This window comes from Acinetobacter thutiue (genome assembly GCF_030385805.1).
In the GTDB taxonomy this organism is placed as follows: domain Bacteria; phylum Pseudomonadota; class Gammaproteobacteria; order Pseudomonadales; family Moraxellaceae; genus Acinetobacter; species Acinetobacter corruptisaponis.
Map to the genome: position 1 here is coordinate 58,980 of NZ_JAUDZE010000004.1, position 23,283 is coordinate 82,262.

Sequence of the window (23,283 nt, forward strand, 5' to 3'; positions counted from 1 at the left end):
CTCCAATTCCTCAAGGTCACAGCAGAATATTTGTCTAACCCGATTTAGATGGCAATGCTGGAAACTTTTTATTCCATTTATGATTTAGGTTCAAATATGTCACAAACAATCACACTCTATGTTGATGGCGCATGCAAGGGCAACCCAGGTTTAGGGGGTTGGGGTGCATACATCATTACCGAACAGGGTGAACACAAGCTGTGTGGTGGCGAACCAGAAACAACCAATAACCGCATGGAACTGACTGCTGCAATTGAGGGAATTGCCTTTTGCCCAACTGATGCACGCCTGATCATCTGGACAGACTCCAATTATGTCAAGCAAGGCATCACTGAATGGATTCATGGCTGGAAAAAGAAAAACTGGAAAGATGTCAAGAATCCAGACCTCTGGCAAAAACTTGATGCAACCTGTGTTAACCGTGAGATTGAGTGGAACTGGATCAAGGGCCATGCAGGTCATGCTGGCAATGAGATGGCGGATCAACTGGCCAATCTGGGTGCGGAACAGACTGCCAAGCAACTAAAATCCACAACACAGGCTAACGCTGATACAAAAAAGCCTGAACCAGATTGGCTTCTGGATGACCCTTTTGGTTTGGATATGATGGCAGATCAGGATGAAACCGAGGAAGAACTTGAAATAGAACTAAACGTTCAGGACAGTACGACTGAAATGAAGATATTGCCCGACACCTCAGCAACACCAGCAGGCAGGCTACATCCACAGATTGTTGTGACTGAAGCCAAGTTAAGTCTTCAAGGTCCCCGCCAGTTGATTCTGGATACCGAAACCACAGGTTTTTATTATCAGGATGGCGACCGCATTATTGAGGTGGGCGCGATTGAAATGATTAACCGCAAACTGACAGGCAGCTCGATTCATATTTATATCAATCCTGAAAAACCTGTTGGTGACTCAGAGGCAATCCACGGCATCACCGACGATTTTCTACAAGACAAGCCCAAATATGCAGAAATTGCCGATACGCTGTTTGATTATTTAAAAGGTGCCGAGATCATTGCACACAATGCAACTTTCGATATGAACTTCCTCGATATGGAGTTCAAGCGTGCTGGCCTGCCCTTACTTTCCGACGTGTGTGAAGTGACCGACACATTGGCACTGGCAAAAAATAAGCATCCTGGCCAGAAGAACTCTTTGGATGCCTTGGTGAGGCGTTACGAAATTCCTGCGCGGGACCGTACTTTCCACGGTGCGTTACTGGATGCCGAGATTCTGGCAGATGTCTACCTTGCCATGACAGGTGGACAGGTTTCCTTTGATATGGATGCCCTGTCACAAACGGAACAAAGTCAAAATAAAACCACCCGTCAACGTGTCCAAATTGAGCTTCCTGTCATTTATGCATCAGGCGATGAATTGGCTCAACATGAGACATGGGTCAAACAATTTGAACAGAAACATGGAAAGCCTTGCTTTTTTGCAAAATAAATTTGCTGATCAATGTTATTTTTTGTATTTCAAGCTTTCAAAGTTACGCTATATTAGCCTATAGAAGATTTAAACCTCCTGTTGCAGGAGGTTCATGGATATAACAACTCAGGAAAGGTGTAGGTCATATGTCTTACCAAACCTCGATTCATTTCGACCCAACGGCATTACTAATAATAAAAAATGAAATCGACAATTCGATTAAATTGGTGGAGACAGCGGTTAATACGCTTGCTGAAGAACAAGCCTTACCTTTTGGTATTGATGACGCACTCAATCAGTTTGAGCAATGCACACAGGTGCTTGCCCTGATTGATATGCCGCATTTGTCACAGATCACCCAGTATTCAGCTGAGTTGATGCGCAAGATCATGGCTCAACCGCAGCAAATCAAGACCAGTGATGTGGTTGCCCTCAGTGAAGGCACCACCATGCTGAAGCGCTATATTGAGTTTATCTGCCTGCGTGAAGTCAAGGTTCCCCAGTTCCTGCTTGATACCCTGAACCGTTTGGAAAAAGCGCTGGGCAAACCAATCACCAAAGAAGGCCAGACCATTCAGCCTTTGCTGGACTGCATCACACCAAACTTTAACCTGCCACAGGCGCCAAGTCTGGAACAATCCCAATATATTCACCAGCTTTACAAGCTATGCCTAAACAAACTGATCAAGCAGGCGGAAACGCCGCTGGACTTGCAGGGCATCAAGCTTGTTGGTGTCTACCTTGCGGGCATGGCTTCAAATCTTCCAAGTCAGCAATACTGGCAACTGGTCAATGTTGGTTTAAGCCACATTGAAGAACTGCTGATCACCGAAGCGCGTTTACGCACCCTGATTCAGGTTGAAACCAATATTGGCAAATTCCTGGCACAGCAGTCTGCCTACCAAAGCAACCTGAGCGATCTTGCAGATATTCTCAGCATCTGCATTAGTCAGGAAGATGATGTTTCCCAGCATATCCGTGAACAACTCAACATTGGCGATGAGTTATTAAGCGATACCCAGTTGCAGGTGCTCAGCCGTCATTTGTATGGCCCTGACTATGAAACCATTCATACCATCAGCCAGTTGATGACCAATGAAATGGCGCAGATTCGTAATGAAATTGAATACAATCATCAAAATATGTCAACTGAGAAAACTCAGGAGCTACAACTGAAGCTGAACCAGCTTGCGAATGTGTTCAAGGTGCTTAACCTGAATGAGGCGGCAAAAGAGCTGATCCAGCAGGCTGAAAAACTCAGTCAATCCAATACACTAACGGATGTGGCTTCAGTACAGCAGTTGATGAACAGTATTTTAGCGTCGATGAACTCAATCGGCATTTTGGAGCGTAACTACACCTCTAGCCGTTTGCAGTTGCGTGTCAACAACATGCATATCTCACTAGACCGTTTAGATGAAGCACATAAGGCGTTGTTGACTGAGACAAAAACACTGATTGAGACACTGACCCAAACCCTAAGCCTGTATGTTCAGGATCCAGCCGCACATAGTCTGGAGGCATTGCCAGAGTATCTTAAGGAGCTATCTGGCGCTGCCCTGTTCCTTGGCAGTTCTGCTCAACAGACAGCATTGTTGACTGCGGCGAACTTTGCCCAGAATCGCTTAAACCAGAATCTGGCTTTGGACGCAGAGCAGGTGAACTGCATTTTAAATGTGGTTGCAGGTCTGGATTTACTGGTGGATAACCTTAAGAATAAACAACCTGTATTGCAATCCATGTTTGATGTGGCATTATCAAGCAGTCAGCAATTACAAAGCATCGCCGCATAATGACTCAGCTCTCACTTGCTTATATTTTTCAACACCAGAAACTGTTAGTTGATGAAAACCTGCAACTGCCAAAGGTTGAAAAGTTAGCAAGTGACCTTCCCATCCATCACAATGATCATGTCATTGCACGTGATCTGCTTGAACATGAATCTGTTCCCGATGGCTATCAACTGATTCCAATTCGGGAACTGATCCAGTTATGGTCCACAACAGAATTCCTACAGGCCAGCCGTGCGGTGCAACTGCTTGAATGGCGGCGTAACCATAAATTCTGTAGCCACTGTGGACATGCCACGGAAATCCATCCCAAAGAATATGCTATGGTTTGCCCTGCCTGTGGCTATCATCAATACCCACGTGTGCAGCCCTGTGTCATTACCATTATCACCAAAGGCAATGATGAAGTGTTGCTGGCAAAATCAGCGCATAAGCATTATGGCAATATGTATGGATTGATTGCGGGATTTGTTGAGGTTGGTGAAACACTGGAGGAGGCGGTGCAACGGGAAACGTTGGAGGAAGTTGGTGTCAAGCTTAAAAATATCCGCTATATGTCAAGTCAGCCGTGGCCATTTCCAAGCAACCTGATGATCGCCTTTCATGCAGAATATGATTCAGGTGACATTCAGCTCCAGCTTGAAGAAATTAGTGACGCACAATTCTTTAAGTTTGACCAATTGCCTGAAATTCCTTTTAAAGGCAGTATTGCCCACAGTATGATCATGCAGGTCATAGAAAGTAAAAAAGCATCCTAAAAGATGCTTTTTTAGTCTTTAGGGTTCTAAAGCTTCTTCGAGAAAATGCAGAATGGTACGCTTGGTCTTGAAATAATGACTCATCAGACTGGCAAGTGTTGCCACAATGGTAATATGACCTGTCTTTGGAATCACGGCGATATGGCTGTGGTTGCCCTTTTGTCTCAAGGCAATATCCAGATCAAGTGTATTTTTTCTTTCCACCAACTGATCCTGTTCCGCCACAAGCAAATAATGCTTGATTCGATTCGGTTCAATAAAGTAATAAGGCATCACCTGCTGATAGGAAATCTTGTGGTCAAAGGCATGTTCGGATAAAGGATCGCCCACATAGTCAAAATGGTAAGGTCCAGCCAGACCCACAATTGCCTTGATCTGGTCTTTATATTTGAAGTTTTGTGACTGGGCTGAATAGACAACCGACATCACGTTAAAGGCCCCTGCCGAATGTCCCATCAGAATCATGTTGTCAGTTGAGATATTCAGCTTGTTTTGATTTTGGGTCAAATAATGAATGGCCTGCGCAAGGTCATCAATAAAGGCTGGAAAGATATGTTCAGGCGCAAGATGATAGTTGATCACCGCAACATCATAGCCCTCACGTGCGAATGTCTCACCAATAAACAAATAATCACGTTTATTGCCATGCTGCCATGAACCGCCATGTACAAAGACAATCAATGGCCTTTGCTTTTTGGCATTTTTACTGCGATATAAATCCAGACGCTGTCTTGCTTTTAAACCGTAAGCCAAATGCTCTTCTTTTTCAAAAGTGTCCTTTGGCGTCAAATAATTGATTGAATAGCTGGCAAAATCATACAGGCGAAATTCCTGATATAAGTTTTTCGCCCGTATCACGTTTTCTTGTACTTGCTGAATAAGTTGCTTCATAAATTAAGGTGCGGTTGGTGTCGTCGTCACGGGTTCATCTTGATCAGGATCAATTGCAACTGGTGTTTCAACTAAAGGCTGTGTTGTCGCTGCACCGACCATTGGCGTGGCAGCAGATGAGTTCATCGTCCCTGAAGATTGATCAATGTTGTCAATCATCGTGACAATTTTACTCACATTACCCACTTTTTGTAAGACATCATCCAAATCTTTCACTTCAGCGGTATTAAGGCGCCCCATCACATACAGCACACCATTTTCAGTATGCACCAGTACCTTACTGTCAGAAACAACAGGCGCTTTCATCAATAAGCCACGCGTGTTCGCCGTTACTGTTGCATCCTGCATGATGGTGCTATAGCTTACTTTATCTCCTACAGTAATGTAGTTATGAACCGCCTTAACATCGCTCATGGCGCGCAGGTTATCTTCCGCCAACTGTTTTAAGTAAGGATCAGGAACCTGGCCAGTCAACAAAACATTACTGTGGAAACTTTCAATATTGATACGTGACTGCTTAAAGCGGTGGTCTAATTTGTATAGGTTAATATTTGCAGTACGCTTGATTGAAGAATCAATAAAAACCTGCCCTAAACTACGTTCACCACTGCTTGTACCAACAGGCGCCGATCCTGTTCCACCAGAAATAAAGCTCGCACATCCCGATAAACTTGCAACGCAAACCAACGTCATCGTTAAACGTTTCAACACTTGGCAAGACTCCCTATCCACTAACTTGTTCAATCTACTGCACTTGTCTTGAAATGACTCAACCGTATCTCAATCCAAAGTAAACGCGTGTTTAATCCATTGCTGATCATACTGCAATTTTGAAAAATCTGGTTGTACTGTTTTTGCAAGTTTCTGTGGAAAATCAAAACAGATCACATCAAAACGACAGTCAAAATTGTAATAATTGGGGTATCTTTGTAAAAAGAACTGCGCCGTCTTAATAATCTTACGTTGCTGTGAATACGAAATCACTTCACAGGCCTCTGCATAACTGCCTGCGGAACGGGCTTTCACCTCCACAAAAACCAGCTCATTGTCGCGTTTGACAATCAGGTCAATTTCTCCAAAACGTGAATGGTAATTTTTATTGACATATTGATACTGCTGGGACTGTAAAAATAGCAATGCCGTTTGTTCTGCCCACTGTCCCAAAAGATGTTTCTGCTGTTCCATTGTGCCCATATCTTATTTTAAAATTTCAATGCTATTTTTTTGCTGCCTGTAACAATAAGGCTGCCTAGAGATTTTATGGTCTTTTAGCTCAATTGCACCTGTGCGTCCAACAAAAGAGAACTGCATCTGTCCAGTTTGCTCCAAGAACTGTTGGCTTATGCTCCATGCATCCCCCCCAAAAGCCAGCAAACGTTGAAATGCCATATTTTCAGGCTGTTCCTTGTAGGCTTCAATCAAGTCTGCCCATTGACCATTATATAGTGCGGGGACATCGCAGAAACTCAGTCCCAAAGGTATGGACTGCCCCTGTTCAATACTCAGGGGTGTCGCATAAATATTTTTCTCAGGTAATGATCCCAGTTGCTCCATCCATTGATGGTCACCCAATAGCAACACGCCCTCTTTTCTGGAGATTTTTTTCGGTAACTGATTGACCATTTCAATATCTGAACCAAACTCAGCCATCAATGCCACTAAAAAAAGCTCAGTGGCTGACTCAGTTCCTGTCTGGCGTAAAACAAATAGTTTTTTCACCCCATCTTTTTTCAGCAGTTGGTTGAGGGCAACCGCATCATCCTGCTTAGCCAGACTATATTGCCAGACGTTGGCTGACTGTGTGTTGACATCATTGAGGGCCAGTACGGGAATTTTGGGACTAAGCTGTATAACGTTTTCAATTTCAGGTCTTGCCAATGGCCCAACAATCAGTCTGGTCTTATTGGTGACTTTTTTCTTAAAAATTGAGTCGATGCTATTTTTTGCGGAATCTACAAAAATAATTTTTTCTTTACTGCCAGATGCTGTATAAGCACTCAGGAAACCACGTTTGATGCTCTGGCCTGCTCGCGCCATCGTGCCAGATTCAGGTAAAATCACCAGTACGTCCGCATAGGCTGGACTCATACATGCTGCCAAACAAAGTAGCAGCCAATATTTTTTGTAAGACATGAGGGAGTTACCTTTTATGAGTGCTCAATTATTTGTTGTAGCAACCCCGATTGGGCACTTAGATGACATGACCTTTCGTGCAATTGATATTTTAAAGTCTGTATCGGTGGTTGCAGCAGAAGACACTCGTCAATCTGCTCAATTATTCAAGCACTATAATATCTCAACTCCGCTAACAGCGTGTCATGATCACAACGAAAGTAACAAAATTGATCAACTTCTCCAAAAAATGCTAAATGGTGAAAATGTTGCCTTAATTAGCGATGCTGGTACGCCCCTGATTAGTGACCCAGGTTTTAAACTGGTTCGTGCCGCTCAAGAACATGGCATCCGTGTGATTCCAGTGCCTGGTGCTTGTGCAGCAATCGCGGCATTGAGTGCCGTTGGCCTGCCAAGTGATCGTTTTAGTTTTGAGGGATTTTTACCTTCAAAATCATCGCAACGAATCAGCCAGCTTGAAAAATTGAAAGATGAAACGCAAACACTGATTTTCTACGAAGCACCACATCGTATTCTAGCGAGCATCCAAGATATGGCTCAGGTTTTTGGTGAAGACCGACCTGTTGGCTTCGCCCGTGAAATTACCAAGACCTTTGAGACCATTAAGAAGATGACCTTAAAGGAATTAGTTACTTTTATCGAAAATGATCACAATCAAGAAAAGGGTGAAATTGTGGTCGTGGTTGGTGGTGCATCTGCGGAAAAAGATATGGAACAGGATAAATTGGATGAGTTGTTAAAACGCTTATTACAGGATTTATCGGTAAAAGTAGCATCACAATTGGCTGCTGATTTGACGGGTATTAAAAAGAAAGTGGCTTATCAACGCGCTTTGGAATTGACTCAACACGATGAATAAAACCTAAGGGGAGATTTTTTTAATCTCCCCTTATCATCTCAAGATGAAATAACAACAATGTATCTTAGGCCTTAGTCATGATATTCGCTTGATCTAGTTTTCGTTCCGTTCTCGCCTGCTTAATCACAACCAAACCAGAAGAAACACCAAGATAAGCAATCACAAAAGCCACCAATAAATCAGGGAACATGGTTCCTGTTCCAAATACTCCTACCGCAGCAATGATGACGGCGATATTGGCGATTGCATCATTGCGGCTACAAAGCCACACAGAACGCATATTGGCATCACCATCACGGAATGCATACAGCATCAATGCCACAACCACATTAACCGCAAGCGCAAGCACACCAATTGCCCCCATAAGCATTGGTTCTGGGGTTACCCCTAGCCACCATGACCAAAATACTTTAACAATCACAAAAATACCAAATGCAGCCATGGTGATTCCTTTGACTAAGGCTGCGGTCGCTCGCCAGTATAGGGTCATGGACAATACAGCCAAAGAGATGGCATAGTTTGCAGCATCACCCGCAAAGTCCAAGGCATCCGCCCAGAGCGACACAGAACGTGCATGTGATCCCCCGATAATTTCGACAAAGAACATCAATGCATTTAAAACTAAAGCAATCCATAAAGCCTTTCTAAACTTTGGACTAATTTTTTGTGTTGGCGAACACGTTGTGTTGCATCCACATCCTGCCATGACTTTTCTCACATAATCTTTTATAGTGATTTAAAACCCTAGAGTAACTCCAGAGTCAAGCATGATCAGTTTTAGCATTGGACAATTGGCAAAAAAATCAGGTGTATCTGTGGATACCATTCGGTATTACGAAAAAATTGGGTTGCTGGACAAAGCCCAACGAACGGCAGGAAATTACCGTCATTATTCGGAACAAATGCTTTCAGAATTGTTATTTTTAAAACACTGCCGAGAACTGGGCATCACCATACAAGATATTCAAAAGCTTAAGGGTCTAGCCGAAGATCCGAATCAAACCTGCATGGAAGTCGATCATCTGATTGATCAATATCTTGCCGAGGTTTCACAGAAGATTAAAAATCTGGAACATCTCAAACAAGATCTGAGCCATCTAAAGCAGCAATGCTCTCAGCATCGCACCATTGAACAATGTGGCATTCTAAAAGAACTGCATCAGCCACTTGAATGTAGCCATGAGTCGCATCAACACAAAAAAGCACCACAATCGTGATGCTTTTTCTATGTCATAACTGACTTAATCTTGATGCTCACCTGGCGGAACTTCAGTAATACGTCCACCACGAGCAAGAAACGCGGCAACCTCATCTTCTAAAGCTTGGCGTTGTTTCTGCTTCGCAGTCACGGTTAAAGTTTCAGCTTCGGCTAGATCAGCGTCATTGGCGCTCGATTCTTCACTCTCTGCACCACTTTCTGCCGCTTTCGCCTCTTCGTCGTCTACAGCAGCGTCTTCTGTATTTTCGTCGTAATCATTCATTTCCGTCATCTTCATCTCCCCACAATGACTCAACTCTCATCATCGCTATTTGGCCATCAGAACTAGGTGGAATTTAGCAAGCTCTTCACATTTAGCAAAGTACAATATTTGTTGAAACGTACTTTTTATGACCAAATTCACTCTGATTTATAAATGATTGTTTAAAAAATATCTACTATTTTTTAACACGCATATTGTGTGTGTTTCAACGCACCTAATCCATTGGCTTGTTGCATAAAACGATCTTTAAACCAATCGAACTGTTCAACCTGTTTCAGACCAAAATTTCTTGCCCAAACAAAGGGAAATAATTCTGAACTTTCAATCCATCCAATCGCAGACATGCTATGCATCATTGCATCATTCTGACCTTTCCGTAAGTGTTCATAACGCAATAAGGTCTGCCCATTCGCCCATGCACCACGTTTTAGATCGTGCAGTAATACATCGCATAATACAGCAGCATCTAAACAACCAATATTCACACCTTGCCCAGCCAAAGGATGAATCACGTGTGCGGCATCACCAATCAGTGCTAAGCCTGATTTGATATAACGCTGAGCGGCACGTGCTTTTAATGGGAATTGTGCTCTGGAACGGACCTCGACCACGTCCCCCAGCATGTGTAGGCTTTCTTGCGTCAATAGTTGCATAAACGCTTGATCGCTGAGTGCTGAATATTCATCCGCACAATCATCTGGTAAAGTCCAAACAATCGACTGCCAATAGCCATTCTCTTGTGAATCAAGACTCGCCATCGGCAAATAAGCCAGTGGACCCGTTGGTAGGAAAATCTGTCGTGCCACATATTGATTTGGTCGTGTGGTTTTAATCGCACAACTGATCGCGGCTTGCTTATAATCCAATACATCTAGATCAATATACGCCTGCTCACGTACAAAAGAATTCGCACCATCTGCACCAATGAGCAACTTGGTTTTTAGTGTTGTGCCATCCGCCAATTGAATTGACCAGCCTTGTGGAATCTGTTCAATCCGAATGACTTTGACTTGAGTTCGATAGTCTTTGAGTTGTTGCAGCATTTTTTGTTGAATCGCAACATTCAAAACACTAGGTTCGACCATTGAACCTAAAGCCTGATCTAGCTGAGGTTGCTGTTCAGAGCTATGTCCAAAATTGATTTCGCCATAGCCATTTTTATTCCAGACCTGCATGCCTGAATAGGGCATTTGACGCACTAAATCATCCCAGACATTGACTGTTTTGAGTAAGTGAATCGTTGCTTGACTGAGTGCCAATACTCGAGGATTCATGACTGCTAAAGTTTTGTCTTGATCAAGTACAGGTGCGGCATCCAATACCGTCGCTTGGACACCGCCTTGCGCGAGTAATAAAGCGGTCAGACCACCAACTAGACCACCGCCCACGATGACCACATCTAACAATTCACTCATGCTTTTAGTCCCATCGCATAATTGGCAACCAAAGGCTTAATTCCTGGAATTACATCAAATGCGATCAAACCTGTATTGCGTAATAATTTAAGAATTGGATTCTGATTACTAAAACCACGCACCACCGAATCACAGAACTTGATCACCCGTTGCTGATCCTTTAAACGTGCTTGCTCATAGGCTAGTAAATTTTCAGGCGCGCCAATATCATCTGATTTTGCCAGTTGTTCCATTAAGAAACGAACCAGTACATCTGCATCACGCAAGCACAGGTTAAAACCTTGCCCTGCGACTGGGTGAATGGTATGTGCTGCATTCCCCATCAGTACCACACGTCCAACGGCTTGCTTATCGGCCAAGACTTGCGACAATGGATAGCTAAAACGCTTACCCGTTTTTTCAAATTTACCAGCACGATCACCATAGGTATGCTGTAAAGCATCAAGGAAATGTTGATCATTGTCTTCACCTAACCATTCTGCTTCAGTGCCTTTTTTTACAGGCCAAACCACTGAGCGACGGTATTCACCCGGTAATGGTAACAATGCCAATGGTCCCAACGCACTAAAACGTTCAAAGCCGACGTGCTGGTGCGGCTTAGAGGTCTGCACTGTGGTCACAATCGCGACTTGGTCATAATCATATTCATCGACACCCACGCCAATGGCTTGGCGGCAGAAAGAGTCGCGACCATCGGCAGCAATCACTAACTTGGACTTTAAGGAATGAATATATTCGCCATTACGCATGGCTTCGATTTGTACCTGATCTGCATCTTGGGTCAGTGACGTTACTTGCACACCATCAATCAATTCAATCAGAGGCTGCTGACGAACTTGGGTCAGCAATACTCGACCTAACCAAGCATTTTCAATCACCTGCCCAAAGCTTTCTACTTTTTCTTGTTCTGCAACTAAACGCGCCTTACCAAAACTCCCTTGTTCTGTAATATGCACTTGCAGAATTGGGGTGGCATGTTGCTGTAAGGCTTCCCACAAACCTAACTTTTGGTAAATCTGTACGCTGCGGCGCGACAATGCGGTGTTCCGTGCATCAAAGCTGGAATGATAAGGCGCAACATTTTCATCGTCATAATTCGGATATTTCACAGCTTCTAATAGCTTTACTGCGATATTAGATTTTGCCAACATTAAAGCAAGGCTGAGTCCAACCATACCTCCACCGACAATGATGACTTGTTGCTGCATAATATTATTCCTTATCAGTTTTTCATGACTTGATGTTTGGAGACTATCTTACTCTAACTTAAATCAGCAATGGAATTTGTACTTTGTTTGGTCTATGTGGTTAAAATTACCCTACATTTTGGAAACATTACATTCTTTCTGTTGAATTTGTTCCAACCTTTTTGGATCAACAAGACTGGTCTGTTTTACTGCTGTAAAATAACCAAATACAGTAAAAGCAAGTACACCCACACACCAGATTAAAAAGAAATAACAACGCCAAGTCGCCCTAAAACCATACACATACTTTGTTTTATTCATTACTTTTTTATTGGGTAAAGGATATTGTTTTAATCTATAAATTTTTAACATATCCCTCCCTTGTATCAAAATACCAACGAGAAGCATAAATAGAGGGGCAAATACCCCCATTCCATACCAAAGCATATGCCAACCATATGGATGGCATAGAATCCAATTGCTTTCGTTTAGCCATGGAAAAAAGATTCGATCTAAAACCAGAAATAGAGGTATTGCCCATAAGCAATGTAAAGCAATAATTTTTATTCGTTCTTTAAATGTATACTGTGGTGCATACTTACTCATTTTATTATTCTCTTTATATTTCAAAAGGCTTAAATCCATTTAAGCCTTTTGATTTTTTATTCTGCCTGAGCCATTAATTGCTCAATTTCTTCAACCGTTTTCACTACATCCTTGGTCAGAACTAACGGTCCATTTTCAGTCACAACAATATCATCCTCGATACGAATTCCGATACCACGCCATTTTGCATCGACGGTTTCATCATCGGGTGCGACATATAAACCAGGCTCTACCGTCACAACCATCCCCGCTTCATAAGCACGCCAGTCTTCACCAATTTTATAGGCACCAACATCATGTACATCCATACCTAGCCAATGCCCTGTACCATGCATAAAGAATTGACGGAATGCTTCGCTTTCAACCAATTCATCCATATTACCGCTCAATAAACCGAGATCAACCAGACCTTGGGTTAAAATTTTAACAGCCACTTCATGCGGATATTTATAGTGATTGCCAATACGGGTTGCATCAATTGCAGCAAGTTGTGCTTCAAGAACCACGTTATATAACGCTTTTTGCTCAGGGTTGAATTTGCCATTGACAGGAAAAGTTCGAGTAATATCCGACGCATAGAACTCATATTCACACGCCGCATCAATCAGGACTAAATCACCATCTTTTAGCGGCTTGTTATTTTCAACATAATGAAGAATACAGGCATTTTCACCACCACCAACAATACTGTTATACGATGGAACACAGCCATTTTTACCAAAGATATAATTCAGTTCCGCTTCAAGCGCGTATTCCATCATCTCTGGTTTTACGCTTTGCATGGCACGGGTATGCGCTTCAGCACTGATATTGGAAGCAATCTGCATCAGCTCAATTTCTTGCGCCGATTTTTTTAAACGCATCTCATCAACAATACGATCCAATTGAACCACTTCTGCGGGTGCAGCGCCACCACGACGTTGTTGTGCATCCGCTTTTTGAATCCACTGGCTTACACGCGCATCAAATTCAGCATTCTGCCCAATACGATAATAAAGACGCTGTTTATTTAAAAGCTTGTCGATGATTTCTTCATCCAACAAATCAATTGCATAAGCCTCATCTGCATCATAAATTTCAATCGCACCATCCATACCCGCACGATAACCATTCCAGATTTCCATCTCACGATTACGTTCGCGGCAGAATAAGCTATAGCTATATTCCTCTCCCTCCGCAAAGGTTTCGATCACAGCAACGGCTTCTGGTTCTGCAAATCCAGTCAGATAATAAAAACTACTGTCTGCACGATATTTATAATCCGCATCGCGGTTACGATACATTTCTGCTCGCGTTGCAATAATGGCAATGCTATTGCTGCCTATGTGTTGAGCAAGAAGATCACGGCGTTGTTTAAAATCGGCTTGACTTAATTTCATATTGTCCTTCTGATGAAGATGAATGACTGTAAGTATCTTTATTTATAAGCTGTTAAGGCACCGCCCGAGTTAACTCGGACGATGTGGGGTAAACATTTCAACGACATTTTGTGCGTCGCCAATATCACCCTGATTCTTACTTTTTGCATGGAAGTTTTGTAGTAATGAGCTTTCGGCTACAGCAATCTTTTTACGGCCAATCGACAGACTCACAGGAATCAGGCGTACAAACTCATACAGTTCCTGATAGCTTTCCTCACCCTCTTCATCATTGTCTGAATCTTCAAACTCAACAGCTGCAACATCTTGTAAATGTTCAATCAGCTCTTGTTCTTCTGCACGAATATGACCAGAAGCCAGACCAAAACCAAGAACCACACCAGCACACCAATCCGCCAATGCCTGAACACGGTCTGCAAGCAAATGAGTGTCGTCTGGCAATAATGGTAGATAATCCAGTTCATCATCCGATAAAGCATGGGAAACATCTTCCGCTTCATCTGTCAGGCTTTCCAGCGCCTCTGGCTGTAAAGCAGGCACATTCAGGGTGTTTAATATTTGTGACCATTCATCGGAGGTCGGCGCCTGTGTCACACAAACTATACCTGTGAGTAAACCATGTAACTCACTTGGGCTTGAAATTTCCTCAATCCCATCAAAATGGGTATTCCATTCCGTCCAACCTGAAATATCGTCTTGCATTCGTTTATCCAATCTCTATACTGCTGTATATATTACCTTTGATTGCAACTCTGTGCGACCTTCGTTATGTTAGAACAATTACAGCGTCTACAAGCGCATATTGGTGTTTTAAAAACACGCTTACATCATTTAGAGCGAGAAAATGTATCGCTCACTGAAGCCAAGCAACTCGCTGAAACTGATCATCATGCACAAGTTGTGCAGAAAAATAGCATCATCACGCAAAAGCAGGAAGAAGTTGATAACTTAACTGAACAACTGACTCAGTTACAAGATCAATTTAAACAACTGAATACTGATGCAACAACTTTGGCTGAACGCTACGGGCGTTTAGAGAAAAGTACCACTGATCTTAAAAATCGCTTTCAGGAAATTCTTGCGGAACGTAATGATCTACGTGTCACCAAGGAAAAACTACAGGCACAGCAACGTCATAGCCAACAAGAAATTCAGGACTTGCAGCAGGACCGTGATCGTTTGTTGCAGAAAAATGAGTTGGCAAAGTCTAAAGTTGAGGCGATTATCCAGCGCCTAGCTGTTCTTGGTACAGCCCAGGATCAACATGCACAAGAAATCCAGCAACTTGCCCACCCAAATGCTGAAACACAAGAGGAGACCTGATCATGAGTGAACCGATTGTTGTCGAACTTCGCCTAATTGAACAGACATTTCGGCTGAACACGACTGAAGAAAAGCGTGAGGAACTGGAGCGTGCTGCTGAATTACTGAACCAGAAATTTCATGATATGCGCCGTAATGCCCCACGTGTTGAACATAACAAACTTGTGATTATGGTTGCGCTGCAAATGGCTCAGGAAGTGTTTAGCCTGAATAAGTCTTTGCAGGAATATGCACATTGTGAACATCTACTTCAGACCATTTTGGAAGATGTGGAACAGACTGTGTAGAAAAATATCTAAATGTTAAGATTATTTGCACAAAGCCCCATCAATTGGTAAGTATCTTTACAGATAATTGATCTGCAAGGATTGTCATCGTGTAAAGATCAGTTATACTAAAACTGTCTCTAGGGTGTTCGCCAGTACGTCTAGTCCCCTGCCGATACTTAAATTTATGGATGTGTTCTGTGTATTTTGAGTGTATGCCTGCCTTGAGTAGGAAACCCATTAAGTATACGTCACCTCCACCTTGAACTCATCGGGTTCAGGGTAACGACCATGCAGCGGCACCTCTGGAGCATTTTATTTTTAAATAAAATTATAATTTAAACCGATAGTCTGGATTAAAACCCAGTTCCTGTTTGGCTTTTATATTTCGATAAATTAAATCATCTTCAACAACTTGATAAATCCCTTGCCCATTTTCAATTGCCAGATATGCAGCATAGGCAGCCGCATCCACATGAATCCTACACGATTCAGCGGCCAAACAACCTGTCGCATTTCCATAGAGTTTTCCATATCTCAAAATGACGGCATCCACATCACTTTGCATGACCTGTTGTTCCAATGCATAAATACCCTCTGCATTTAGCTTTAGTACAGGATGACTGGAATTCAAGTCAAGCGCTGAACTTTCATCATAAAATGGCTGATCGGGAACATAGGCAAATGCGATACTTTGCGCGATAAATCGGCATTGAAGTTTACTTAAGGCTTGAAGCAGATGACGTGTACCGAGTTTACGAATCCTTGCATTATTCAATCTTGCCTGTTCCATTAAAGCGGGATTCAGGCCATAAGGTAGGTCAGTCAGTTGATGGATCACCACATCTGGAGCAATTTTTTCTATAATTTCCTTAATCTGCTGATCATTAAAAATATCAGCAATTACGGGTATAACCCCGATAGCCTCCAGAAATTGTGCTTTCTCAATTGAACGGGTCATACCATAAACAACATAACCCTTTTGTTTCAGGATTAGGCAAAGTTTATAACCTATGGCACCTGTAGCTCCAGCAATAAAAATAATCGGCTGTTTATCGAATGGCTGAGTCGGTTTTTTCATCATCATATCCACATAAAAAAGCGATAGATTAAGTCCGTATTAAAACTATTATTCTATCGCTGATGTTTCTAATCCAGATTATCTATTATTCATCACTTGTTGCACATTCATAATTGCTTGGCTCTTGTGAGCAACGTACCTGCTTCAGCAACTTCATCATATCCTTGTCGTAAAAACCCTCTTTGGTCATTTGAATACGTGCTTCACGCATCAATCTGACATAGCCAGGCTTATCACTCTCATTCAGGCTTAGCCAATATTGATTAGGAATGTCTGCTTCGATCTTATCGACAAATTGAAACGCTGGTGTGAGCTGTTTAGAGATAATTTCCCGTGCAATACTGCCCATGCCTGCTGGAAACTTGTTACGCTGCATAATAAGCGTGCCTGTCACCTGAATCACAGGAAACCTGATAATTCCACCGACCACCTTGCCTGATTTATCGGTCATGCCTTTCCTGAGTTCAAGCGGTTCAAACAAAATGGCTGGCCCTGCCATAATATCCACTTCTTTATTATTAAATTTCCCACCCACACTGATTAAATCCACAGATACAGGCTGCGCCCCGACATTTTGTACCAGTTTCTTTTGTGTTTCATCGAATTGGAAAACGGCAACTTTCTTGCCCGCCGCCTTAGCCAAGGTATTGATATTACGGTCAGTTACGATGATATAGGCCGCACCAAGTGGAACAATACCCACCACCTCATAATCCTTGTTTATCATCTTGTCATCAAATTTTGGATTGGCCAAAACCTGAATCACGGCACTGAGCTGCTTATAGGTTTGCAACGCACCAATTGCATCAATACTGCCTACAAACTTGTTGAACTGTTTGGCGCGTAAATTACTGATTCCTGCGCCATCACAGCGTTTGCTACGGAAATCTTCGGTGAGTACCGCCTCATTGGTATAAACTTTTAAATTCACTAAAGTTGAAGCTGACTTTTTAAGCTTTGGATAATCAAAATCCAGCTTGAATTGCAGATGCGATGGTCGAGTCACATTCATATTCACGCCAAACTGCTTGGCTACGCGGACCATTCTCGGAATTTCAGTAATATAGCTGGTGGCCTGCTCGAAAGCCTCACTGTGCTCACCATTGGGCGAAAATACACATAAGGTGACCTGTTGTGGAATCTGTTGCCATGTTTTTGGATCATTTAACAGTTGCTTGATTTTATTTTGTGAGTGCGCTGAAAGGGTTAAGTCCAGTTTTCCCTCAGGGGCAGCATGGCTGCTATTCATCATCAATGGTGAAAATACCATCACATTTGAGATGAGAAATGATTTCATAAACTTGGTGAATTTATTGTTTTGCATACGTTCCATCCTTAGCTATTTCCCAATAGTTTTATTCAAGTTACGGTTAAAGCATAAAAATAGAATTGACTGTATTTATTTGGATGATGTCAGTTGAGTCAAAAATAAAACCCTATTCTCAGCTTATGAGAATAGGGTTTTATTTAAGGGAATTGACTAAGATTTATTTAATCGTAGCGCATTGACCACCACAGACAATGAGCTGAGTGACATCGCCACGGCTGCAAACATTGGCGTAAGTAATAAACCCGTCAGTGGATAGAATAATCCTGCTGCGACAGGTACACCCAATCCATTATAGACAAAGGAGAAAGCAAGGTTCTGCTTCATATTCTTCACGCCCAGTTTGGCCATATGAACAGCTTGGGCAATGCCCTGAATATCACCTTTAACCAAAGTCACCTGCGCCGTTTGTTTAGCAATATCTGTGCCCGTACCCATAGCAATGCCCACATTGGCCTGTGCCAGTGCGGGTGCATCATTAATACCGTCACCCGCCATTGCCACAATCCTACCCTGAGCCTGTGCCTGTTTCACAATCTCAAGTTTTTGTTTTGGATCAAGGTTGCCATAGACCTTTTTGATACCTAATACTTCCGCCACCATCTGCGCATTTTTTTCATGGTCACCTGTTGCCATGATCACATCAATTCCATCAGCATGTAGTTGGTCAATCACAGCTTTGGCATTGTCCTTAATTGCATCATGAATCGAAACATAGGCAATCACCTCTTGCTCTGACATCAGGAAGCTAATGACATCACCTTGTGAACGTTTTTGATCAAGCTGCTTACTTAAGGCATCACCTAATATTAAGCCTAACTGCTCAATCAGTTTCTGACTGCCAATATATAAGGTCTTGCCCTCAATATTGCCTTTCACACCAAAACCTGTGACATCTCCAAAATCAGTAACATTCAATAACTGGCTTGCATCCACCAACTTGGTCAGGGTCTGTGCAATCGGATGCGTCGAATACTGCTCAATGGAGGCAATCCACAACTCAATTTGCGTCTGGGTAAAGGTTTGAGAGAGTGGCTGAATTTCTTTCAGGCTTGGCTTGCCCTCAGTCAGTGTTCCTGTCTTATCAATAATCAGGGTATTGACCTTACTTAAAGCTTCGATCGCTTCCGCATCTTTAAACAACACCCCTTTCTGTGCCGCACGGCCTGTGGTCGCCATCACTGACATTGGCGTTGCCAAGCCTAGAGCACATGGACAAGCAATGATCAGCACCGCAACCGCACACATCAACGCCAGATCAAACTGTGCCTGGCCAAAAACCATCCATGCAATAAAAGTCAGAGCACTAATACTGAGTACCGCAATCACAAAATACTTTGCTACCACATCAGCAATCCGTTGTAATGGTGCCTTGGAACGCTGTGCATCGGCAACCGTCTGAATCATTTTTGCCAATGTGGTATTGGTCCCCACCGCAGTGGTCTGGATACGGATAGAACCTTGTTGATTAATGGTTCCACCAATCACTCGGTCATCCTTTTCCTTTTTCACAGGAACTGGCTCACCTGTCATCATGGACTCATCGACATAGGTTTTTCCATCCACCACCACGCCATCAAGGGGAATTTGCTCACCCGATGAAATTTGTAAAATATCACCTTGTTTGACCATGGCAATATCGACATCCACGACCTGATCATGTTGAACCAACTTAGCCTTGCTTGGCTGTAAACGTAACAAGGCTTTTAGGGAATTGGCAGTTTGTGAACGTGCTTTCAGTTCCAGAATCTGTCCCAACAAACTCAGCGAAACAATCATACAGGCTGCTTCAAAATACACTGCCACGCCATGCCCTGTTTTGGCTTCAACAGGAATCAGTGACGGGAAAATGGTTGCAATCACACTATAAATAAATGCGGCAAGCACCCCAACCCCGATTAGACTCCACATATTCAGATGGCCTGTTTTATAGGACACCAAACAACGTTGTAGAATTGGATAACCCGCCCATAGCACCACAGGCAGGCTTAACACCAGTTCAATCCAGGGCTGGATATGTGGTGAGATAAAGGCATGGATATGCGAACCCATTGCCAGAATCATCACCAATAAACTAAGTGGCAAGGTTGTCCAGAAACGCTTGCTAAAATCCACCAGTTCAGGGTTTGGTCCCTCATCCAAAGTGGGTTGCATCGGTTCAAGTGCCATGCCGCAGATTGGGCAAGTGCCTGGGCCTTTTTGTACAATCTCAGGGTCCATCGGACAGGTATAATCCATATCCATTGCTCCCTCGGGAACTGGACGCTGATCAGCGGGAGTTAAATAAAATTCAGGGTCATGTTTAAATTTATCCAGACAGGATGGATTACAGAAATAATAGGTTTTCCCTTGATAGTCTGTTTTTAAATCAGTTGTAGTTTTAACTGACATCCCACACACAGGGTCAATCTCGGTTTGAAGATTATCTGCTTCATGCTGGTGTTGATGCTGCCCTCCACCACAGCATGAGGAATTTTTTACCTCTTCTTTAACAGGTGATATTTCTGGTTTAGCACCGCAACATGAATTACTTTTTTGCTCAGTCAGTTTTGGTGCACAACAGGATAAGTTTTCGACAGGCTCATCTTTCTGTTCCAATTCAGTTCCACCACAACACGACGTTTGCTTGACTGGCTTTTCCTTGGAACAACATGATGAAGCTGCCTGCTGCTCTTTTTTGAGGCTTAGATAATTTTCAGGCTGCGTACTAAACTTTTGCTGACAGCCCGCTGAACAAAATAAATAACGAATATCCTGATAATCAAAATAATGCTTCGACGTTTCAGCCACCTGCATTCCACATACAGGATCAGTATATTCATAAACAATTGCTGTTTTCTGACCTGAACAGCATGATGAAGCTTGTTGCTGAGTCATCACTACACCTATCTTTTATTTTTTGATGGTTATAGGATAAAGTCTGTACCCAGGTACAGAGTCAAGCATTTTTTCAGGCTATTTTTAAGGAACAGGCACATGAACCTGACCATTGGTAAACTGGCAAAGTCCTGCAACATCAACATCGAAACCATTCGTTATTATCAGCGTATAGGTTTAATGCGTGTACCTGAGAGCACACACAGCTATCGTTACTACCATCAACAGGATGTGGAAACCTTAAGCTTTATTCAGAAAGCCAAAGATGCTGGCCTACAACTGAATGAAATTAAGGAGTTACTGACCTTAAATCTGGAAGACCGTATTCAGGTAAGGCATGTGGTTGAACAACGCTTAAGCAAGATAGATGAGCGGATACAGGAATTACAGGGATTGAAACAAAGGCTTTCAAGCTGGCTAGATGAGTGTAAAACCACAGAAAATGATTGCTGCCCGATATTGATGGAATTGAAACAGAAATAAAATATATATTTTCGGCATCCAGCATTTAACTATTTGAATATTATTATTTTCATAGTATTTTATCAAAATTTCCATCGCGATGATAATTAAAATGACTTCTTCTTTAATTGTAAAAAAATTAGAAAACCTCAATTCGACTGAGTTTATGCAGAGTTACCGTACACGCTTTAAATCAGCAGACCGAAATCAACATTTTTACATTGCCTCTGCCCTGGATACTGTCAACTTTGATGGCAGTTTTGAATCCTTTCAACGTCTGGATCAAATGCTCTATGCATTTCGCCAAAAGGTGGGTGTACCAGATTTAGATTTTTTAAATCATCAAAATAATTTGAATACTATTATGCTAATTGCCAGTTATATTGGACAATTTATTTGTCTTAAGACTGGGTATGATGAATTATGGCTGGATTATGATGAAATAGTTGAAAATATTTCTAGTTTTCATCCACAAATTCCAGATTTTATTCATAGTTTTGGTATTTCATGTAATACGCAAATTTTTCTACCTATTCAGTTGATTGCAAAATATTTATTTTCTCCCGAAACCCCAGGTATAAAACTCAGTCAAGAAATCGAAGCTAAAATCCTTGATTTACGCTTTGAAAAATATAATGAGGAAGCACAATTCAGCGAAGCCATGCACACATTACAGCATGTCTATCAGTACCAATATCCTTTGACTCGCGGTGCAGCATTTCAGGATTTGGTGAAAATCTCTGATTTAGACTATAGTCTTAAAAGTCTAGATCGTTTTGATGATCTCATGCGAGAAATCCGCCAAAATTATATTCATGACCCACAAAGTTTTTTGAATAACCATCAGGATGAGGCTCCTATTAACTTTATGCTTTTTCTTGGAGGATATTTGGGCCGAGTGATTGCACAAGAATTAGGCACATCTTTACGCTGGTTTCATCCAAAACAAGTCAGCCAAATGCTCAATCAAGATATTCCTAACAATAATATTGGTATGATTCGGATTGCACAGATTAATTCTGGCTTTGCCTTTATCATGCAACATATTACGGAGTTTTTATTTGCCCCGACTATTCAAATCACATCTAAACAATATGTTGAAAAAGCAATTCAGGAAATACAACCACGATGCACAAAAATACATCTAGTAGAAAAAGCATCATCCTCTCATCAAAAATCACCATTTTATGATGCCTTACATCAAGCAGGTACTTTAGCTGGTTATTTATTTCAACATATTCATGGTGTCATACCACGTTCAAGACCCGATGAAAATATACCAGCCATGACTTTACATGATACTTTGTTTCACAGTTATATGGATGGTCATGAGTCTGCATTAAAAGCATTGGATTTTAATATTTATAATGCACCTAATATGGTTGCAGGTTATGAAATGTATGCTTGTTTACCACATTTACGAGTAGATGCGCTTTCAATCCATGTGCGTAATTATGGGGAACATCACCTCAACCTACATTTAGTTATTCCTTTTTATCAGATATTTGACCATCGTGGTTTTTGTATTTTACAACCTTATTTTTCAGCTTCTGACGAAAAAACACTACAACAAATAGCATTGGTTAAACAATCAATGGGCGCTTTTTTTCAGGGAGTAGAAAATTTTGAACAGCCAATTCCAGATGAACGGAAAGTTTGGACAAAACATTATCAACCGCATCGACATCCATACCCTAGAACTTTTTATAAAGAATCTATTCGGATGAGTTAAGATTTAGAATATTGCTGGAGCAGGTAATCCTACTCGCTCCAGCGCTATTAAACAAAATTAAACAAACGACCAAACTACATTTTCATCCCGCTGTTTGAGCAGGAAACTGGTCTGTTGATCATCCTCTACTACGATATGTTGATTCGAAATCATTTTTACCTTAAGTAGGGTATCATTTTCATAGACCAAGTCATTTTTGCCCTCTTTGGTTAGGACAAGCATTTGATCAAGCACAATTAGATTTTTAGATTCCAACATCGTTTTCCCTCTACAATTGTT

Annotated in this window: 24 protein-coding genes and 1 other RNA gene; 10 read left to right on the forward strand and 15 right to left on the reverse strand. The window is 42.1% G+C overall.

Annotated features, from left to right (window positions below; genetic code table 11):
- Window positions 1-96: 96 nt before the first annotated feature.
- From dnaQ to nudC, 3 genes are all read left to right on the forward strand, one after another.
- Window positions 97-1,455 carry a DNA polymerase III subunit epsilon gene (gene dnaQ, locus QTA56_RS10635; protein WP_267980931.1) on the forward strand — a complete coding sequence of 453 codons (1,359 nt, stop codon included), beginning with the start codon at window positions 97-99 and terminating at the stop codon, window positions 1,453-1,455.
- A gap of 128 nt (window positions 1,456-1,583) precedes the next feature.
- Window positions 1,584-3,230: a chemotaxis protein gene (locus tag QTA56_RS10640; protein ID WP_267980932.1), complete on the forward strand. Its 1,647-nt coding sequence runs from the start codon at window positions 1,584-1,586 to the stop codon at window positions 3,228-3,230.
- The gene (gene nudC / locus QTA56_RS10645) at window positions 3,230-3,985 is read left to right on the forward strand and encodes an NAD(+) diphosphatase (protein WP_267980933.1); all 756 of its coding nucleotides are present in this window, start codon (window positions 3,230-3,232) and stop codon (window positions 3,983-3,985) included. The genes QTA56_RS10640 and nudC overlap by 1 nt, the downstream gene beginning before the upstream one ends.
- Before the next feature lie 18 nt (window positions 3,986-4,003).
- Here nudC and QTA56_RS10650 read toward each other — a convergent pair whose 3' ends face one another.
- The 4 genes from QTA56_RS10650 to QTA56_RS10665 form a co-directional block, all read right to left on the reverse strand.
- Window positions 4,004-4,876 carry an alpha/beta hydrolase gene (locus QTA56_RS10650; RefSeq protein WP_267980934.1) on the reverse strand — a complete coding sequence of 291 codons (873 nt, stop codon included), beginning with the start codon at window positions 4,874-4,876 and terminating at the stop codon, window positions 4,004-4,006.
- A gap of 3 nt (window positions 4,877-4,879) precedes the next feature.
- Window positions 4,880-5,569, reverse strand: coding sequence for a BON domain-containing protein (locus QTA56_RS10655; RefSeq protein ID WP_411956101.1), 690 nt, complete (start codon window positions 5,567-5,569; stop codon window positions 4,880-4,882).
- 87 nt (window positions 5,570-5,656) lie between these two features.
- On the reverse strand, window positions 5,657-6,061 hold the full coding sequence (locus tag QTA56_RS10660; protein ID WP_004678091.1) for a YraN family protein: 405 nt from the start codon (window positions 6,059-6,061) through the stop codon (window positions 5,657-5,659).
- A 12-nt stretch (window positions 6,062-6,073) separates the two neighbouring features.
- A complete protein-coding gene (locus QTA56_RS10665) occupies window positions 6,074-7,009 on the reverse strand; it encodes a penicillin-binding protein activator (protein ID WP_267980936.1) in 936 nt (311 codons plus the stop codon).
- 16 nt (window positions 7,010-7,025) lie between these two features.
- On the opposite strand from QTA56_RS10665, the gene rsmI reads away from it, so the two are divergent.
- A complete protein-coding gene (gene rsmI, locus QTA56_RS10670) occupies window positions 7,026-7,868 on the forward strand; it encodes a 16S rRNA (cytidine(1402)-2'-O)-methyltransferase (RefSeq protein ID WP_267980937.1) in 843 nt (280 codons plus the stop codon).
- 64 nt (window positions 7,869-7,932) lie between these two features.
- Here the strand turns inward: rsmI and QTA56_RS10675 are convergent, their stop codons facing one another.
- Window positions 7,933-8,574 carry a cation efflux transmembrane domain-containing protein gene (locus tag QTA56_RS10675; RefSeq protein WP_267980938.1) on the reverse strand — a complete coding sequence of 214 codons (642 nt, stop codon included), beginning with the start codon at window positions 8,572-8,574 and terminating at the stop codon, window positions 7,933-7,935.
- Window positions 8,575-8,635: 61 nt separating this feature from the next.
- On the opposite strand from QTA56_RS10675, the gene QTA56_RS10680 reads away from it, so the two are divergent.
- Window positions 8,636-9,085, forward strand: a complete 450-nt coding sequence (locus QTA56_RS10680) for a MerR family transcriptional regulator (RefSeq protein ID WP_267980939.1) — start codon at window positions 8,636-8,638, stop codon at window positions 9,083-9,085.
- 24 nt (window positions 9,086-9,109) lie between these two features.
- On the opposite strand, the gene QTA56_RS10685 is transcribed toward QTA56_RS10680, so the two are convergent.
- From QTA56_RS10685 to QTA56_RS10710, 6 genes are all read right to left on the reverse strand, one after another.
- Window positions 9,110-9,358, reverse strand: coding sequence for a hypothetical protein (locus QTA56_RS10685; RefSeq protein ID WP_004652618.1), 249 nt, complete (start codon window positions 9,356-9,358; stop codon window positions 9,110-9,112).
- A 173-nt stretch (window positions 9,359-9,531) separates the two neighbouring features.
- On the reverse strand, window positions 9,532-10,764 hold the full coding sequence (locus QTA56_RS10690; protein WP_267980940.1) for an FAD-dependent monooxygenase: 1,233 nt from the start codon (window positions 10,762-10,764) through the stop codon (window positions 9,532-9,534).
- Entirely contained in the window at window positions 10,761-11,972 is a 1,212-nt protein-coding gene (ubiH, locus tag QTA56_RS10695; protein WP_267980941.1) for a 2-octaprenyl-6-methoxyphenyl hydroxylase, read from the reverse strand. Before ubiH ends, QTA56_RS10690 begins: the two co-directional genes overlap by 4 nt.
- Before the next feature lie 111 nt (window positions 11,973-12,083).
- Window positions 12,084-12,557: a hypothetical protein gene (locus tag QTA56_RS10700; protein ID WP_267980942.1), complete on the reverse strand. Its 474-nt coding sequence runs from the start codon at window positions 12,555-12,557 to the stop codon at window positions 12,084-12,086.
- A 56-nt stretch (window positions 12,558-12,613) separates the two neighbouring features.
- Window positions 12,614-13,936, reverse strand: a complete 1,323-nt coding sequence (pepP, locus tag QTA56_RS10705) for a Xaa-Pro aminopeptidase (RefSeq protein ID WP_267980943.1) — start codon at window positions 13,934-13,936, stop codon at window positions 12,614-12,616.
- 69 nt (window positions 13,937-14,005) lie between these two features.
- Window positions 14,006-14,638, reverse strand: coding sequence for a UPF0149 family protein (locus tag QTA56_RS10710; protein WP_267980944.1), 633 nt, complete (start codon window positions 14,636-14,638; stop codon window positions 14,006-14,008).
- A 66-nt stretch (window positions 14,639-14,704) separates the two neighbouring features.
- Here QTA56_RS10710 and QTA56_RS10715 point away from each other — a divergent pair, with 66 nt between their 5' ends.
- The 3 genes from QTA56_RS10715 (at window position 14,705) to ssrS (ending at window position 15,841) form a co-directional block, all read left to right on the forward strand.
- On the forward strand, window positions 14,705-15,259 hold the full coding sequence (locus QTA56_RS10715) for a hypothetical protein (RefSeq protein WP_267980945.1): 555 nt from the start codon (window positions 14,705-14,707) through the stop codon (window positions 15,257-15,259).
- Window positions 15,260-15,261: 2 nt separating this feature from the next.
- Entirely contained in the window at window positions 15,262-15,546 is a 285-nt protein-coding gene (locus tag QTA56_RS10720; protein WP_267980946.1) for a cell division protein ZapA, read from the forward strand.
- A gap of 113 nt (window positions 15,547-15,659) precedes the next feature.
- Window positions 15,660-15,841: non-coding RNA, 6S RNA (ssrS, locus tag QTA56_RS10725), on the forward strand.
- Window positions 15,842-15,856: 15 nt separating this feature from the next.
- Here ssrS and QTA56_RS10730 read toward each other — a convergent pair.
- From QTA56_RS10730 to QTA56_RS10740, 3 genes are all read right to left on the reverse strand, one after another.
- Window positions 15,857-16,606: an NAD-dependent epimerase/dehydratase family protein gene (locus QTA56_RS10730; RefSeq protein WP_267980947.1), complete on the reverse strand. Its 750-nt coding sequence runs from the start codon at window positions 16,604-16,606 to the stop codon at window positions 15,857-15,859.
- 85 nt (window positions 16,607-16,691) lie between these two features.
- On the reverse strand, window positions 16,692-17,930 hold the full coding sequence (locus QTA56_RS10735; RefSeq protein WP_267980948.1) for a putative solute-binding protein: 1,239 nt from the start codon (window positions 17,928-17,930) through the stop codon (window positions 16,692-16,694).
- Between the two features lie 156 nt (window positions 17,931-18,086).
- A complete protein-coding gene (locus tag QTA56_RS10740; RefSeq protein WP_267980949.1) occupies window positions 18,087-20,810 on the reverse strand; it encodes a heavy metal translocating P-type ATPase in 2,724 nt (907 codons plus the stop codon).
- A gap of 99 nt (window positions 20,811-20,909) precedes the next feature.
- Here QTA56_RS10740 and QTA56_RS10745 point away from each other — a divergent pair, with 99 nt between their 5' ends.
- Together QTA56_RS10745 and QTA56_RS10750 are read left to right on the forward strand one after the other, a co-directional pair.
- Window positions 20,910-21,293 carry a MerR family transcriptional regulator gene (locus tag QTA56_RS10745; protein WP_267980950.1) on the forward strand — a complete coding sequence of 128 codons (384 nt, stop codon included), beginning with the start codon at window positions 20,910-20,912 and terminating at the stop codon, window positions 21,291-21,293.
- Window positions 21,294-21,384: 91 nt separating this feature from the next.
- Window positions 21,385-23,004 (forward strand): hypothetical protein, encoded by a 1,620-nt coding sequence (locus QTA56_RS10750; RefSeq protein ID WP_267980951.1) that lies wholly within the window; start codon window positions 21,385-21,387, stop codon window positions 23,002-23,004.
- 57 nt (window positions 23,005-23,061) lie between these two features.
- On the opposite strand, the gene QTA56_RS10755 is transcribed toward QTA56_RS10750, so the two are convergent.
- Window positions 23,062-23,262, reverse strand: coding sequence for a hypothetical protein (locus tag QTA56_RS10755; RefSeq protein ID WP_267980952.1), 201 nt, complete (start codon window positions 23,260-23,262; stop codon window positions 23,062-23,064).
- Between the last annotated feature and the right edge of the window lie 21 nt (window positions 23,263-23,283).

Coding starts and splice junctions, on each gene's coding strand:
- dnaQ (WP_267980931.1), top strand. CDS start 97: ATGTCACAAACAATCACACTCTATGTTGATGGCGCATGCAAGGGCAAC.
- QTA56_RS10640 (WP_267980932.1), top strand. CDS start 1,584: ATGTCTTACCAAACCTCGATTCATTTCGACCCAACGGCATTACTAATA.
- nudC (WP_267980933.1), top strand. CDS start 3,230: ATGACTCAGCTCTCACTTGCTTATATTTTTCAACACCAGAAACTGTTA.
- QTA56_RS10650 (WP_267980934.1), bottom strand. CDS start 4,876: ATGAAGCAACTTATTCAGCAAGTACAAGAAAACGTGATACGGGCGAAA.
- QTA56_RS10655 (WP_411956101.1), bottom strand. CDS start 5,569: ATGACGTTGGTTTGCGTTGCAAGTTTATCGGGATGTGCGAGCTTTATT.
- QTA56_RS10660 (WP_004678091.1), bottom strand. CDS start 6,061: ATGGAACAGCAGAAACATCTTTTGGGACAGTGGGCAGAACAAACGGCA.
- QTA56_RS10665 (WP_267980936.1), bottom strand. CDS start 7,009: ATGTCTTACAAAAAATATTGGCTGCTACTTTGTTTGGCAGCATGTATG.
- rsmI (WP_267980937.1), top strand. CDS start 7,026: ATGAGTGCTCAATTATTTGTTGTAGCAACCCCGATTGGGCACTTAGAT.
- QTA56_RS10675 (WP_267980938.1), bottom strand. CDS start 8,574: ATGGCAGGATGTGGATGCAACACAACGTGTTCGCCAACACAAAAAATT.
- QTA56_RS10680 (WP_267980939.1), top strand. CDS start 8,636: ATGATCAGTTTTAGCATTGGACAATTGGCAAAAAAATCAGGTGTATCT.
- QTA56_RS10685 (WP_004652618.1), bottom strand. CDS start 9,358: ATGACGGAAATGAATGATTACGACGAAAATACAGAAGACGCTGCTGTA.
- QTA56_RS10690 (WP_267980940.1), bottom strand. CDS start 10,764: ATGAGTGAATTGTTAGATGTGGTCATCGTGGGCGGTGGTCTAGTTGGT.
- ubiH (WP_267980941.1), bottom strand. CDS start 11,972: ATGCAGCAACAAGTCATCATTGTCGGTGGAGGTATGGTTGGACTCAGC.
- QTA56_RS10700 (WP_267980942.1), bottom strand. CDS start 12,557: ATGAGTAAGTATGCACCACAGTATACATTTAAAGAACGAATAAAAATT.
- pepP (WP_267980943.1), bottom strand. CDS start 13,936: ATGAAATTAAGTCAAGCCGATTTTAAACAACGCCGTGATCTTCTTGCT.
- QTA56_RS10710 (WP_267980944.1), bottom strand. CDS start 14,638: ATGCAAGACGATATTTCAGGTTGGACGGAATGGAATACCCATTTTGAT.
- QTA56_RS10715 (WP_267980945.1), top strand. CDS start 14,705: ATGTTAGAACAATTACAGCGTCTACAAGCGCATATTGGTGTTTTAAAA.
- QTA56_RS10720 (WP_267980946.1), top strand. CDS start 15,262: ATGAGTGAACCGATTGTTGTCGAACTTCGCCTAATTGAACAGACATTT.
- QTA56_RS10730 (WP_267980947.1), bottom strand. CDS start 16,606: ATGAAAAAACCGACTCAGCCATTCGATAAACAGCCGATTATTTTTATT.
- QTA56_RS10735 (WP_267980948.1), bottom strand. CDS start 17,930: ATGCAAAACAATAAATTCACCAAGTTTATGAAATCATTTCTCATCTCA.
- QTA56_RS10740 (WP_267980949.1), bottom strand. CDS start 20,810: ATGACTCAGCAACAAGCTTCATCATGCTGTTCAGGTCAGAAAACAGCA.
- QTA56_RS10745 (WP_267980950.1), top strand. CDS start 20,910: ATGAACCTGACCATTGGTAAACTGGCAAAGTCCTGCAACATCAACATC.
- QTA56_RS10750 (WP_267980951.1), top strand. CDS start 21,385: ATGACTTCTTCTTTAATTGTAAAAAAATTAGAAAACCTCAATTCGACT.
- QTA56_RS10755 (WP_267980952.1), bottom strand. CDS start 23,262: ATGTTGGAATCTAAAAATCTAATTGTGCTTGATCAAATGCTTGTCCTA.